This window comes from Cytophagaceae bacterium (genome assembly GCA_016722655.1).
Lineage (GTDB): Bacteria > Bacteroidota > Bacteroidia > Cytophagales > Spirosomataceae > Leadbetterella.
In genome coordinates this window covers 2544348-2559759 of the sequence record JADKIR010000004.1, presented here as the reverse complement: position 1 = coordinate 2559759, position 15412 = coordinate 2544348, and the positions used below count along the sequence as shown (strand labels likewise).

Genomic DNA, 15412 nt, shown 5'->3' with positions numbered 1-15412 from the left:
CGAAACGCTGATTTTCACAGATTTAAAACAATAATAATCATTAATCAAAAATCGAATCCCGATAGCTATCGGGACTTAAATCTAAAGATATGTTACAAGCAAAGAATTTAACCAAAACTTATGGAGAGCAAACGGCTCTTAACAGTCTGAATTTGACAATCAATGAGGGCGAAATATTTGCTCTTTTGGGGCAAAATGGTGCTGGTAAAACCACCACTATTAATTGCTTTTTGGGCTTTATCCAACCTTCGGGTGGCTCGGCTAACATCAATGGTGTATCGGTGGCAGAAAATGCCCTTGAAACCAAGAAATACTTGGCATATATCCCTGAAACGGTGATGTTGTACCCCAATCTCTCAGGTATTGAAAACTTGGAGTTTTTTTCATCTTTGGCAGGTTTTTCTTATGGAAAAGAAGAATTAAGCTCGTTTTTGAGCAAAGCAGGTTTACAAAACACCGCTCACACACAGCGTTTGGAGGGCTATTCAAAAGGGATGAGACAAAAAGTAGGCATTGCCATTGCCATAGCTAAAAAAGCCAAAGCCCTCTTGCTCGACGAACCCACTTCTGGACTTGACCCTAAAGCTTCGAACGAATTTTCAGAGATTTTACGTGAATTAGCTCAAAACGGAACGGCGGTGCTGATGGCTACCCACGATATTTTCAGAGCAAAAGAAGTCGCCAATCGCATCGGAATTATGAAAGAAGGCAACTTAGTTTCGGTGATTGACGCCAAAGAGATTTCGGCCAATGAGTTGGAAAAGTTGTATTTACAAACGGTGTGAAACTATGGAGAAAAGTTATAGTAGATATATAAAATATCAGTCATGATAAAAAAGGTTTTTGATTTGCTTGACATTCCTTTTGAAAAAATTACTTTATGAAAAAAAAGTTGTTTATTTTATTGGCTATTAGCCATTTAGCTTTTTCTCAGGATGGAGATATTTTCCCACCACAAGCTCCTCAAAAAGAAATATTTGGACAAAAAATCAACGAAAACATCCAAGTGAATGGGCGGATGGATGAAGAAGTATGGCAGAAAACGCCCATCGCCAACGGTTTTTTCAAACAGTTTCCCGACCAAGGAGGAAGTCCGAAATTCGATACAAAAGTCAAGATTTTATACAACCAAAAGAACCTTTACTTTGGCTTTTTTTGTGCTGATTCTTTGGGCAAAAAAGGTGTAAGAGTACCTGATTTACAGCGAGATTTTGATTTTTTTGAGTTTGATTTGGTGGGTTTAAATCTCGACCCATTTCTCGACAAACGCAATGCCATTGTTTTTCAAACTAATCCCTACGGCGTTCAACGTGACTTACTGGCCTTTGACGATGCCTTTTTCGACCGTGAATGGGATGGTTATTGGAAAGTTCGCACCACCCGCACCGACTCAGGTTATGTAGCCGAAATGCAGATTCCGTGGGCAACTATTCGATACCCCAAAGGCGAAATACAAGATTGGGGCATTCAATTTGTTCGTCGCAGTCGTCGATTGGGCGAGCAGTCTTCTTGGTCGCCTTATCCTCGTGCTTATAATCCTTATCGAATGCCTTATGCTGGACTTCTGAAAGGAATAGAACCACCCGCACCTTCGGTAAATTTGAGGGTTCAGCCTTATTTACTGACCAACTTCAACCGTCAGTTTGAAAATGGCAAATTAGTTTCTGAGCAGTTTTCACCCAAAATTGGCGGCGAAATCAAATGGGCAATTACGCCACATACAGTTTTAGACTTAACTTTCAATACCGATTTTGCCCAAGCCGATGTAGATAGACAAGTGCAAAATTTGACCCGTTTTTCGGTACTTTTTCCTGAAAGAAGACAGTTTTTTCTCGAAAATGCTACGCTTTTTAATTTGGGCGATGATTTTAATCAGCCATTTTTTAGTCGAAAAATTGGACTTTCAGAAAACGGTTCACCGATTCCGTTGGATGCTGGTATTAGATTGGTGAGTAGAAATTTGAAGCAAAACTTTGCAGGCTTGTTTGTGCGACAAAGACAATCAGAAGCAAACGAGTTGGGAGCAACAAATTTCGGGGTTCTGCGATACAGTAAAAATGTGGGCAAACAGAACCGTTTCGGCACAATGATGACCATTCAAAACACAGAAAGTGCTTTCGGGAAAGCTGGTTTTACTAATGCTACTTTTTCTGTAGATGGCTTTCTACGAATTACCGAGCCTTTGAATTGGAGTTTCATGGCTACCAAATCTCAAAGTTCAGGAATAGGTGGCGATGGCTTTACGGCACTCAGCAAATTACAATATAGCAGTAATAATTGGAATGCCTTTTTCATAAATTCAATCATAACGAAAGATTATAACCCTAACATGGGATTTGTATATGCCAATAATCTGATAAACACCAATATGGGCGGCTACCGAATTGCTCGACCTAAGTGGAAACCAAAATTTATCAGACAAATGGACCCAGGTATATATTTAGATATGTATCACAGAGCCACCGATGGGAAATTTCAACAAGCCGAGCTTTTTGTTTTCCCAGCTTGGATTATCTGGAATACTGGTAATAGACTCACCTTACAAACAGTTCCAACTTGGCAAGTAGTAGATGAAACGTTCAGCATAGTGGGCATTAATATCAAACCCAACAGTTATTACTATACCCGCTACCAATTTACTTATCGTTCCGACCAATCGAAGGTATTTTCTTTTTTGGTTTCTGCCGATTTGGGGTCTTTTTACAATGGAAAATTAAACAGCCTGCGAGGAGAACTGAGGTTTTCGCCCGTACCTAACATTTCGGCGAAATTTTCCTACACAAGAAATGATTTTGAAGAATTTGGCGAACTAAAAGAGTCGAAAATTACACATTTGATTTCTCCAGAAATTCGTCTTTCACTCAATCCGAGGATACAACTAACGTCATTTTACCAACATAATTCGGCAGCCAACCGAGATGTTTGGAACATCCGATTTGCATGGGAATTTCAGCCGCTTTCGTTTGTTTATTTGGTCTATAACAGCAATTCAACACAACAATACAGCAACGATTTAAAACGATTTGACTCTTACCTAAGCGAGCAAAGCATCGCCAAAATTACCTATCTGAAGCAGTTTTGATGGCAACATACACCATTTCCAGAGGCAAAGAATTTCTGATTAAATGATTATAATCCTGAAAATCAAACCTGTAATGGTTTTAAGGCAAATATTTTCTTCGTTATTAATTTTTTAATAAATGCGAACTTCATGAGATGTCTTTATGCTTCTATGGCACAATCAAGACTTATTTTATGACCAATATCTTCTGATTAATTACAGTATCTGTCAAATAAATATGTAAATAGTAAGTGCCACTCTGAATCAACCGGGGCAACAAAAAGTCTTTTTCAGGGCTTGAAATATTATTTTCTTCCGTAATAACCCTACCCAATGCATCCACCAATTCAAACCGCCAACTATTTTCTATCTGCCCGTTTACTTTAATTTTAACGCCTGTATCTGTTGGATTCGGGCTAATGCTGGCCGAAAACCTTTCTGAAGAATTTAACTCAATACCCAAAATGGTCGTAGAAGGTGGTGAAATGATAATGCTTGCACTACCAACCAATTTATCAGAAAGTTCATTGAGGTAGCACTCCAGATTTGTGTAGCCTTCCACCCCTGTAAATTTCTTTGAAAGTTGGGTGCCATTGTGATCCTGTGAATTGGGATTCAATCCATTGGCAGTTTCCCATGTGTCGGGCATCCCGTCATTGTCGGTATCAGTTGGAGCAAGCGGTTGCGTGGTAAAATCTAATTGAAACGCATCATTGAAATAGTCTGTACCATTGATGGGTTGTGTATTGACAGCATTCTGCACGATTGGAGAAAATAACCTTCTATCCATAGGATCACGCGGAAAAGCACCCACATTTTTAGTGGCATATTCTCTAAGATCAGTAGCTGTAGTGAGTGAAATTGGCGGAAAAGTAATTCGAATATTCCGTTTTTGTGCCGAACCCAAATTGGTGTTGGGGGCATTCTGATTGAAATCATCGCAGCAATAAAACAATTGATAGTCAGAATATTGAGCATATCTGCTCATCTTATTTCCAGAAACAAAAAGATTGTTGTTGACATTGTTCAGAAAATCGGACGAAGCCATCGGGCCATTAAAGGAATTTCGGACAACCGAATAATTATTCGTAAAATTCATGTTTATTCTAAAATTCTGACAATCGCTGCCGCCTGAAGTGCAGGAATTATACCAGGTCTGAATCTGCTGATCCCAAAGTAAATTAGAAGTGATTTCAATATTGAGCGGATTTGAACTACAATAGGGTGATTCACAGGAAATTTCAGGAAACCGACCTCCTATCCTGTTCCAAACATTGTGATGAATGCTGATATTGTCCTGCTGATGATTGGCCACAGAATAATTGAGCAACATCCCACCTAGATAAAAATGCTCTCCCAGAGTTTCGGAAAGCATACAGTTTTGAACCGTAATATTTCGGGAATGGGAAATTTGCACACTTTCGTCAATGGCATTTGCAAAAGAACAATGGTCAACAATTACATTGCTTGCACCATCGAGCCGAAGGCCATCATCGAGTACATAGCCCTGAATGGGTAAGGTTTGGGTAGGTTTTGGTCTGGAACGAAGATGACGGATAATTACATTTCTGGAAACTGTATTTTGTTCATAAATTTCATCCAGAATGATTCCCCGTACGATAATTCCACCAGGAGAAGTTTGTCCGGCAATCGTCACATCACCTTTAAAAACCTCTGCAGCACAGGGAATCACCCCACTTACTTTAAACAAAATATACTTTGCCCCTGACTGATTGAGTCCATATTGCAATGAACCCACGCCTGAGCAATTTAGGTTAGTGACATAATAAACGCTGCCACCACGCCCACCAGTCGCATTTGCACCGAAGCCCTCCGCTCCTGGAAATGAAGGGATGGTTTGTCCATAACAACTTGTTTTCAATAAGATCAGAAAAAAGATAAGGAGGTTTTTCATGGCTATTTTGAATTTTTAGATTCGAGAATCAGGCTATTTTTTAGTATGGATTTCATTTCAGCTAATTCTCTTTCTAAAGCATTGATTCGTTGATTTTGCTCTTTAAGGGCTTCTACCAAAACCGCCGACATGTTGGCATAAGCCACTGACTTAAAGCCTTTTGAATCAGTATTTACCAATTCAGGAAATACTTTTTCCATTTCCTGGGCGATGAATCCGATTTGGGTGTTTCCACCATGACTTTCATTTTTCCAGTTAAAATAAACCCCTCTAATCTGATCAATCTTTTGTGAGGCATTGTTTATTGGCTGAATATTTTTTTTCAAACGAAAATCCGAGGATTGGGTAAGTGTCCCTGCAAGAATAGCATTGCCATCACCCCTAAGGGATAATACATCGGAAGCATTGGGAACATAGTAGAAATTAAATTGTGAACTGGTAGCATCTGCACCCTTGTTCGCTGCCTGGTGCCAACCATCACCATTGATATTTCGGAAGCTTATCCGGGCATAATCATTTTCTTTTTCTTCGAGCAGTAACTGAAAATTATTGGTAGCATTTGAATTAGCTAGAAATTTACCGGCAACACTGGTACTGCCACCAGATACTTCAGAGATTAAACCAAAAGTATCTCCACTTCCCGTAGAAAGGCTTTTTATTCCTATATTCAAACCACTTGAGCCTAATACTTCTGAATTAACTCCAATTCTATCCCCTGTACCGCCACCCAAATTTAAAGCAACAAAATGTCCCGCCTCTACCGAACCAGATCCAAGATTTTCAGAGCTCACATATACGCCATAAGCATTATTGGTTGTACGGGTTGAAGTTGCTCCAAAATATGCATAACGTGGCAATGTTGATAACACACTACTTGAATAAACTGAGCTTATTAGCCCATATTGATTGCCCAATCCGTTAGATTCCACTAAAAAATAACCTCCTGTATTTCCAAAATTTCCCCCTCCCTTTGCTAAACCAACAACACCATAATTGGTACTTCCCCCGGATGATTCTCCTAATATTGCAATGTTTAGTTCTGTGGAGTTACTTGCTAGTGACCCTATTCCAATTAAATGTTGTGTAGTTGGTGAATTCCCGGTTGTAACAAATTGGGTAGAGAACGCTGCCCCCGAATATAAAGCCGGATTAGGAGAAGTCGGAATCCCGGCTATTTTCTGAATAGCATCAGTTCCTCCGGGGTCTGATGTTATAGAATTTTGAGCAAATAAACCTAAACTTGACACACCTGAAATCAAAACTAATAGTAACCTTTTCATAGTTGTTTTAGAGTAATATGATTTTTTCCAAAACTAGCCAACACACCGTAAAAAGACCTTGCACTTACACGTCAAAAATACGGACAAAAACGTCAAATCAAATTTTTAGTGAATTCAGAGGGGCTTTCCCCAAAGTATTTTTTAAAAAGGCGAGTAAAATAGGCAGGATCTGAGAAACCTAAAGCATAAGCAATCTCCGATACATTAAATTCATTTTTAAGTAACATTTTAGCTGCCTCTTCCATTTTTATTGTTGTAATGAAATTCGTTGGGGTAGTATCCAATTTCTCTTTAAAAATCCGTTGAAGCTGTCGTACACTAATAGCCAATTCATCGGCTAATTGGGCAGAACTAATATTTTGATCAAGTTTCGTTAAAATGAACAGCTTAGCTTGATTAATAAAAGCATCGTCCGGCGAAAGAAAATTCTTTTCTACTCCCAAAAAAGAATTTAGCTTCGATTGATCAGAAAGGCTTTTAGGTTGAATATGTCGAAGTTTATAATTTTGTCTAACCAAAATGATTAAAAAAGGCAAAAATAATCCAAGAATTACCAGGCCCAAAAACCACCAATACGTAGCCAGGTATCGATTGAATATTTTCCAATAAGAAGGTTGTCCTTTTAGGGTGGCCAAGGTCCAGTTATTTGGAAAGCCAAAATCAGTTTTTCTATTGATATTCTGAAAATCATATGCCGGAATCGTGTCTTTTTCACTCAGTGGTCTGATGTCGATATATTTATCTGCGTCATTTATACACACATCTATTCTGAAAGTTTGACCTTTAAGCGGGCGAATCCCCAAAGCAGCCCATGCAATTCGAAATTCAATCACATAACCTGAATCAATATCATTTTCCTTATTAATAGTTCCTTCAAAATTAGTAGCAAAATCCATAATAAACTGATTCGTTACGGTATCTTTTGGTACTTTATAGTCCTCAACTTTCAAAAGATATTTATCTCCACCTCTAAACACCGTCAAGTTACCCATGAAGTCAATAATTAGTTGATAATCATCCCCATCCATTGATGTTTTACTATTATTCCGGGTATCAATATAAAACTCTATTCCATCATTAAATGTAAGCCGGGGCTACCGCTTTTGTCTTTGGCAAGGTCAGTGAGGTGCTTATCTTTTACCTGAAAAACACCATAGAGATAGGTTTCATCAAAACCAAAATCATAGCGAAGATGGTTAGAAGATTTCACTTGGTGTGAAGTCTGTAGAAAAGAATATTTTAATGATGGCCAATCACTTATGTCGCCATCAACTTTGGATGAATTTTCTATATAGTTAATCCAAATTTGTGCTTTTATGGAGAAAAAAGATAAAAACAGTAAAAAGAAAAGCGACTTATTCATGTCATAGTTTTAGGCTTGCCAAAACTACATTTTTTTTGCAAAATAAATTAAAATAAAAGAAGCATTTTAAACTAAAAAGACCAAAGCCTAATCTTATTCATTCTAAAGATTGAAGTCATCAATTATGTTTTTGTTTTACTATGATAAAAACAATATTTTAAATTCATCAAAAAAATATTCAATCAACTCTTGGAAATAATAAAATATTTAATTCACTTTGTATTTCAAAGTACTTTTACAACAACCCATCTGGGTTTTATTTTTTGTAATTTTGCTTTGTTTTTCAAAGTACTTTTAATTTAAATATTATGAAAACCTTTAAGCTCCTCTCATTTTACGGCTGCCTCATTGTCTATTATTTCTTTTTTTGGAGAGAAAACATCGGCATTAACTTATTTATTTTTAACCTGTTAATCCTATCCTTAGGATTCATAAATCTACCCAAAACCTATAAAACATACGTTCTGTTTGCCGCTGGTATTTTATCATCTTTAGCCGTAGTATTAGTAAATTCTGACTTAAGTATTATTATCAACTTACTGGTTATGAGCATAGTACTTGGTTACGCTGGGTTACCGGCGATAAATTCAACTGTGAGTGGCGGCCTGGCATTTGCGGCAAGGTTATTCCTGAGTTTCAGATATCTTACCGAGCCAATTTCGCAGTTATTTGAAAATTTTGCTCCACGAAATGTGCTTCTAAGAAAAGTAATGAAAGGACTAAAAATCAGCATATTGCCAGTCATTTTATTCGTCATATTTTTGGCAATTTTCCAAAATGCCAATCCGGTTTTTGAAGAAAAAACAATATTTCTTAAAGATATTATCACTTTGTTTTTTGAAAAATTTCCAACCTTTTCTATCGAAAGAACCATATTTACGTTCTTCGGCTTCTTAATATTGAATGCCATCTTTTTTAAGCACGAAATCGGATTTGCACAGGATATTTTAACCAAAAATGAAGTAAAACTGCATCCTGAAACAGAATCAAAATCCACTAATTTATATCTTACCGCATTTTCCAGTATGGTTTTACTCAATATTTTGTTGTTTTTCGTAAATATGATAGACATTGAATATCTGTGGCTCAATTTGAAAGGCACCACCGCACCTCAAATGTCAAAGCTGGTTCACTCAGGCACTTACTTGCTCATATTCAGTATTTTACTTTCAATTGTAGTTTTGATTTTCTTCTTTAAAGGCGAGCTCAATTTTCATAAAAACCAAAAAAGACTTGCCCTGCTTTCGTTTTTGTGGATTGGTCAAAATGTATTTCTCCTAATCTCAGTGTTTATCAGAAACTTTAAATACATCGAAATGTATGGCCTTACTCACAAGCGAATCGGCGTGGGAGTATTTCTCATAATTACCCTCATTGGGTTGATTACAATGACTCTGAAAATCTACAAAAAACTCAATTTAAGGTATTTACTTATCTCAAATTCCTGGGCCCTTATGGCATTGGGTCTGCTATTGAGTTTTGTAAACTTTGATGCAATCATTGCCGAAAATAACCTAAAAAGACCTTATTGTGACCTGAATTATGTTAAAAGCCTGTCGGTGAGGGTTTTGCCAGTAATTAAAAAATATCAACCTGATTTTAAAAACGAAGAAATGATGTTTCTTGAAGCTTATAAAAGAGATCAGAAAAAATTTACGTGGTTATCATGGAATTTTGCTGACTACCGATTCAACCAATTTCTAAATGCAGAAAAGCCATGAACCCGAAGTTTATCATCATTTCACTAGTTTTATTTATCACCGAAACCCTCATTGCCAATTTTGTGCATGACAGTTTCATCCGGCCATTTTTTGGGGATTTCCTGGCAGTCATTCTTGTCTATTCTGGATTAAGAATAATTGCTTCAAACATCTTAGAAACAGCACTTTGGAGTTTATTTATTGCTTTTACAATTGAAACTCTTCAATACTTCAAATTCATCGAAATCACCGGATTGATAAAATTCAAGGTATTGGCTATTGTAATCGGCAACAGTTTTTCCTGGTGGGATATTCTGGCCTACACTTTGGGATTTTTTGCGATTTTGATTTACGAATTCTTCCCTTTTCTAAGGCTTTTTATCTTAGCTAATATCAAATTATCAAAAGCCTGACAACTAATGGAATACTTTGTAAAACAAGACTCCATAGTTAGAAAAATATGGAGTGATGCTGACTTCATTTTGTTTATTTTCGGAGCTTGTGCCGGGGAATTTGCCCTCCACAAATCTGTGGACTGGCTATTTTTTACCGGAAGACTACCCAATGACCCCATAGGCAGGTTGTTTTCGACAGTGGCTTATGCCCAGAAAATTATTTTTGAGGAGAAATCGAAAGCAGAACAAACGTTGTCCAATATGAGAAGAATCCATGTCAATGTCGAAAATAGCAGGGGTTTTTCCATACCCAACTGGGCCTATCAAGATGTACTTTACATGCTTATCGAATACACTATTTTCGCCACCGAGCTGCTAAATCACACACTTTCTCAAACAGAAAAGGAGGAAATTTTTGAAGTTTTCAGACGGGTGGGCGATAAAATGGGAATCAGGGAATTGACTGAAAATTTTGAAGACTGGAAAACTCAAAGAACTAAAAACCTTAATACCAATTACTTAAAAAGCAATTTTAGTGAGCAACTTTTTCAGGCTTATCGAAAAAATCTTGGCAACTTCAGGTATTTCATCATGTCAGAAGTACAAAAAGAGCTTTTACCGAAAGAAATTAAAAGTCTGATTTTCAAGCATCAAAGCACTTTTTTCAGACTAATTTTTAAAATATATGGAAAAGTAAATCATTTCTGGCCGTTCTCCAATTTGAAATTTTTGTTATTGCCAAAAAATCATAGCGAAACATTAAGGACTTTTCACCAAAAAACATATCAAAAATCATAAGTCAAACCAACAATCCTTCTAATTTTTTCTTTATAAATACCTTATCTTGAGCAATCACGAAAACATCTGAAATTCACTGTATTTCAGACGTTTAGCATTTTCAAAAAAATATTCTTTTACCTTAAAAAATGAAAAAATGAAAAATGTGATTGTTAGTTTTTGTTTTTTATTTTTAGCAATATCCTGGTCATTTGCACAAAATGAAAACAAAACCACCTCGAAATTCGATTTTATTCCCGGAGAAAAAGTGGTGTTTTACGATGACTTTACCAACGACAATATCGGAGACTTTCCGGCTAATTGGAATACCAACGGCAGTGGAGAAATAGTGACTTCCGAAAAACTGGAAGGAAGGTGGTTAAAAATCACCAAACAAGGATACCTTATTCCGGAGGTAAAAGACAATTTTACAGAAAACTATACGGTTGAATTTGACATTTTTTCTCTTGAACCTTTCCAGGGACAACTATTTGCAACCACAATTTACCTGCTTTCGGCTGACCTTTTGAACCCACAAGGTGGGGCACAACCCGGAAAAGCAGGTTTGAGAATAAGGTTAGAAAATGAGAGAATAGGTTGGAACAATTGGTCAGAAGCCAGAGAATGGGGAGGTGACGAAGGAGTAGCAGCTTACAATTTTGATGCTGAACAAAAATTCCATTTTGCATTTTGGTTTCAAAAACAGAGGGTGAGGTTATATATCAATAACTCAAAAGTTTTGGATCTGCCACGTGGCCTGAATTCTGGATACACTTACAACATTTTCAGAATTGATTCTGATTCTGAAGAAATCATACCGATGATAGCTAATTACCGAATGGCAGTGGGTTTGCCTGATATGCGAAACAAACTTTTAACCGAAGGGAAATTGATTAGCTATGGGATTTTGTTCGATGTAAATTCAGACAAATTAAGGCCTGAATCACAACCGGTTATAAAAGAAATCGGGACAGTCTTGAAAGACAACCCAACTGTAAAAATCAAAATAATTGGTCATACAGATGCTGATGGAGTAGATGCGGCCAATCTTGATCTTTCCAAACGACGCAGCCTGTCGGTAAAAAATGAATTGGTGGACACTTATAAGATAGAAGCTGCCAGAATAGAGACCGACGGCAAAGGTGAAAGCCAGCCATTGGCACCTAATGACTCAGCCATTAATAAAGCCAAAAACCGTCGGGTGGAATTTGTTAAACTTTAAATTTTTGGGTTCCAAACTTTTTATTTTTCCTGAAATATCACTTTATTTAGATTTATTTCTAAAAAACCTTGAATAAGATAATCGTAGTCGGTAGCTCAAATACTGACATGGTGGTAAAAGCCCAAAAACTACCTGCACCCGGAGAGACAGTTCTGGGTGGTCAATTCCTGATGAATGCCGGAGGAAAAGGTGCCAATCAGGCAGTGGCAGCCTCCAGATTAGGAGGAAAAACTACTTTCGTATGTAAAGTGGGCAATGACATTTTTGGAGATCAGGCCCTTAAGCAATTTGACAATGAAGGCATTGATACTTCATTTATTTTCACTGACCCCGAATTACCCTCCGGCGTAGCTTTGATAAATGTAGATTCCAAAGGCGAAAACAGTATCACAGTAGCCTCCGGAGCTAATGCTTCACTTTCTATCGAAGAGATAAACAAGGCCAGTTTGATCTTTCAGAGAGGAGATATATTATTAGCCCAACTCGAAACTCCCATTGAAACGGTAGCTCACGCAATTGAAACCGCAGCAAACTATGGCCTTAAAGCCATTCTGAATCCGGCCCCGGCAGCAGAATTGCCCGAAGAAATATTCAGAAATCTTTTTGCGATTACTCCCAATGAAACGGAAGCGGAAATCCTTACAGGAGTAAAAGTAATAGACGAAGACTCGGCACATAGTGCTGCAGATATCCTGATTACAAAAGGGGTGAAAAATGTAATCATCACTCTGGGTTCGAAAGGTGCATTTTTAAAATCTGACAGTTTTGAAGGAATGATATCGACTGAGAAAGTTTCGGCAATGGATACTACAGCCGCAGGAGATTGCTTCAACGGGGCACTTTCTGTTGCGATTTTGGAGGGAAAAACTATGGAAGACGCGGTGGCTTTCGCCTGTAAAGCTGCATCAATCTCTGTCACCCGAATGGGAGCCCAGGCTTCGATGCCTTACAGGAACGAGCTTTTTTAGGCTGACAGCATTGAGCTTTTGGCAAAAGACAATTTAAAAGAAAAAATGATTTTGAATAAAATATGAGAAAAATACTTACCCTGTTTTTGATTTCCATTTCACTCAATATTAACGCCCAAAATGCCAGACAAAAGTAATTTTTGACTGCGATATGGGCGATGACATAGATGATGCGTTTGCATTAGCTACCCTTTTGACCAATCAAGACAAATTTGAAATCCTGGGAATCACCACTTGCTATGGCCGCACCGACGACCGGGCCAAAGTAGTTTTGAAAATGCTTTATGAAACTGGTCAAGGACATATTCCTGTAGCCTTAGGAAGGAATACCTCAAATATTGACGCTCGGGCAAACTGGTACGCCGAGCAATATTATTGGGCACAGGGATTTGAAAAAATCAAACCCATCAAGCAATCTTCGACAGATTTTATCATTGAAAATTTGAAAAAATACCCTAAGGAAGTGATTGTGATTTCTGTTGGTCCGGTAACCAATATGGCTGATATCATAGAAAAAGATCCTCAGGCTTTAAAATTGGCTAAAAAGATTTATGCCATGTTTGGTTCATTTTATGTTGGCTACAACACCACTGCCGAAATCAATGCCGAGTGGAATGTAAAAGTGGACATTCCGGCTTCGAAAAAATTCGTAAACTCCGGAGCTGAAATCGTTTATGCTGGCCTTGACGTAACCGCGATGGTAAAGCTCGACAAAGCCAAAAGAGATTTGTTGCTCATGCGACAATCACCTCTGACCAATGCTTTGAGTGCATTATACGTACTTTGGGGCAACGAAACTCCTACCCTATTTGACCCTGTGGCCATTGGAATGATTATGTATCCTGAGCTTTTTAAAACCAAAAAAATCCATACCTATGTGGACGACAAAGGTTTTACCAGAATAGATGAAACAATGCCACCTAATGCAGAAATCGGTATTGGAATTGATACCAACGAGTTTTTGAAAAGACTGATGAAAGGATTTTTATTACAAAATATGGAAAGGAAAGATTGATTTGATTTACGATTAATTCGATTGGCAATTTACGATTAGTTTTATTTATCATTGAAAAAATAAGTTTAGAGATTGTTTAGTAAAAATAGAATTTAGAATAATATGAAAGTTTTAAAATTTGTAGGTGCATTCCTTTTTTGGGGGACAATATCTTTTGCCCAACAGAAAACCTTAACCCTCACCAAAGCACAGTTAAAAGATAAAATTATGGGCGGATGGGCCGGACAGACCATAGGCGTGACGTTCGGTGCTCCTATGGAATTCCGATACAATGGCACCATCATCAACGAATACCAACCCGTACCCTGGTACGATGGTTATTTGAAGAAAACCATGCTCGGAAATCCGGGCGTTTATGATGATTTGTACATGGACCTCACATTTGTTGACGTTTTTGAAAAAGAAGGACTTGATGCTCCTGCGGCCTCGCACGCCAAAGCCTTTGCCAATGCGGGATATGCACTTTGGCATGCCAATCAGGCGGCCCGATACAATATTTTGCACGGAATCATGCCGCCAGCCTCTGGCGAATGGCACAATAACCCTCATGCAGACTGTATAGATTACCAAATTGAGTGTGATTTTGCTGGTTTGATGTCGCCAGGTATGCCCAATACTGCTTCTAAAATTTCGGACAAAATCGGGCACATCATGAATTCAGGCGATGGTTATTATGGTGGTGTGTTTTTGGGTGCCTGTTATACACTGGCATTTACATCGAGCGACATCAAATACATTATCAATGAAGCACTTAAGACCATTCCAAAAGAAAGTAATTATTACAAATGCATCGCTGATGTAATCGCCCTTCATAAGGCCAATCCTACAGACTGGAAAAAGACCTGGTATGCCTTGCAAGACAAATGGGCTCAGGATATCGGTTGCCCTGACGGGGTTTTTGCCCCTTTCAATATAGATGCTACCCTAAATTCTGCCTATGTGGTTTTGGGTTTACTTTATGGCAATGGCGATTATTCCCAAACTATGGAAATCACTACCCGGTGCGGTCAGGATGCCGACTGTAATCCTTCTTCTGCCGGCGGTATTCTGGGTGCTGTTTTAGGGTATTCCAAAATACCTGAATATTGGAAACTTGGCTTAAAAGAAATTGAAGATATCGATTTCAAATACACAACTATCTCATTGAATGATGTGTACGAAATAGGATTTAAGCATGCATTACAAAATATAGAAAGAAATGGCGGGAAGATTTCCGGCGAAAAAGTAACTATTGCACTTCAGGCACCTGTTCCTGTAAAAATGGAAAAAAGTTTTTCCGGAATTTATCCAATTGATAAAATATATGCTAGTTCCAGCCTTAAAGATGAATACAGTTTTGATTTTGAAGGAACGGGTTTTGTGATTAAAGGCGAAACTGCCAAGTGGGCTTCTGAAAGTAAATATGAATTCAATGTTGAAGTTTATTTGGATGGAAAATTATTGGAAACTGCCAATTTGCCAACGAGCTTTAAAGATCGCCGTCATGAAATCGCCTGGAAATATGAATTACCAAAAGGAAAACATACAGTAAAATTAAAATTGCTCAATCCCGACAAAGAGCTTGATATCCGGCTTTGGGATATTTTGATTTACAGCGATCAGCCCAATGATTTTTCCAATCAGAATGTTTATCGGTTTGGCCCCAAGAAGCTTTTTCCTAAAAAGAATTGAAAGATATTTTTTTTTTTTTTGAAAGACATTCAATAAATCATAATA

General features: G+C 37.7%; 12 protein-coding genes and 1 pseudogene. 9 read left to right on the top strand and 4 right to left on the bottom strand.

Annotation, left to right across the window (positions count from 1 at the left end; genetic code table 11):
• Positions 1 to 89 precede the first annotated feature (89 nt).
• Positions 90 to 785 carry an ABC transporter ATP-binding protein gene (locus tag IPP61_11530; GenBank protein ID MBL0325794.1) on the top strand — a complete coding sequence of 232 codons (696 nt, stop codon included), beginning with the start codon at positions 90 to 92 and terminating at the stop codon, positions 783 to 785.
• Positions 786 to 880: 95 nt separating this feature from the next.
• Positions 881 to 3082 carry a carbohydrate binding family 9 domain-containing protein gene (locus IPP61_11525; GenBank protein ID MBL0325793.1) on the top strand — a complete coding sequence of 734 codons (2202 nt, stop codon included), beginning with the start codon at positions 881 to 883 and terminating at the stop codon, positions 3080 to 3082.
• Between the two features lie 166 nt (positions 3083 to 3248).
• On the opposite strand, the gene IPP61_11520 is transcribed toward IPP61_11525, so the two are convergent.
• The 4 genes from IPP61_11520 to IPP61_11505 all read right to left on the bottom strand — a co-directional run bounded on the left by IPP61_11520 (position 3249) and on the right by IPP61_11505 (position 7619).
• The gene (locus IPP61_11520; protein ID MBL0325792.1) at positions 3249 to 4976 is read right to left on the bottom strand and encodes a T9SS type A sorting domain-containing protein; all 1728 of its coding nucleotides are present in this window, start codon (positions 4974 to 4976) and stop codon (positions 3249 to 3251) included.
• A 2-nt stretch (positions 4977 to 4978) separates the two neighbouring features.
• On the bottom strand, positions 4979 to 6256 hold the full coding sequence (locus tag IPP61_11515) for a tail fiber domain-containing protein (GenBank protein MBL0325791.1): 1278 nt from the start codon (positions 6254 to 6256) through the stop codon (positions 4979 to 4981).
• Positions 6257 to 6348: 92 nt separating this feature from the next.
• On the bottom strand, positions 6349 to 7284 hold the full coding sequence (locus IPP61_11510; GenBank protein ID MBL0325790.1) for a helix-turn-helix domain-containing protein: 936 nt from the start codon (positions 7282 to 7284) through the stop codon (positions 6349 to 6351).
• Between the two features lie 38 nt (positions 7285 to 7322).
• A complete protein-coding gene (locus IPP61_11505; protein ID MBL0325789.1) occupies positions 7323 to 7619 on the bottom strand; it encodes a hypothetical protein in 297 nt (98 codons plus the stop codon).
• Positions 7620 to 7927: 308 nt separating this feature from the next.
• Here IPP61_11505 and IPP61_11500 point away from each other — a divergent pair, with 308 nt between their 5' ends.
• The 7 genes and pseudogenes from IPP61_11500 to IPP61_11470 all read left to right on the top strand — a co-directional run bounded on the left by IPP61_11500 (position 7928) and on the right by IPP61_11470 (position 15367).
• On the top strand, positions 7928 to 9340 hold the full coding sequence (locus IPP61_11500; GenBank protein MBL0325788.1) for a DUF4173 domain-containing protein: 1413 nt from the start codon (positions 7928 to 7930) through the stop codon (positions 9338 to 9340).
• Positions 9337 to 9732: a DUF2809 domain-containing protein gene (locus tag IPP61_11495; GenBank protein ID MBL0325787.1), complete on the top strand. Its 396-nt coding sequence runs from the start codon at positions 9337 to 9339 to the stop codon at positions 9730 to 9732. Before IPP61_11500 ends, IPP61_11495 begins: the two co-directional genes overlap by 4 nt.
• A 6-nt stretch (positions 9733 to 9738) precedes the next feature.
• The gene (locus IPP61_11490) at positions 9739 to 10512 is read left to right on the top strand and encodes a DUF2236 domain-containing protein (GenBank protein MBL0325786.1); all 774 of its coding nucleotides are present in this window, start codon (positions 9739 to 9741) and stop codon (positions 10510 to 10512) included.
• 136 nt (positions 10513 to 10648) lie between these two features.
• Positions 10649 to 11713 (top strand): OmpA family protein, encoded by a 1065-nt coding sequence (locus IPP61_11485; protein MBL0325785.1) that lies wholly within the window; start codon positions 10649 to 10651, stop codon positions 11711 to 11713.
• Positions 11714 to 11820: 107 nt separating this feature from the next.
• On the top strand, positions 11821 to 12681 hold the full coding sequence (rbsK, locus tag IPP61_11480) for a ribokinase (GenBank protein ID MBL0325784.1): 861 nt from the start codon (positions 11821 to 11823) through the stop codon (positions 12679 to 12681).
• A gap of 62 nt (positions 12682 to 12743) precedes the next feature.
• A pseudogene (locus IPP61_11475) lies at positions 12744 to 13696 on the top strand (nucleoside hydrolase).
• Between the two features lie 102 nt (positions 13697 to 13798).
• Positions 13799 to 15367, top strand: coding sequence for an ADP-ribosylglycohydrolase family protein (locus IPP61_11470; GenBank protein MBL0325783.1), 1569 nt, complete (start codon positions 13799 to 13801; stop codon positions 15365 to 15367).
• Positions 15368 to 15412: the final 45 nt, after the last annotated feature.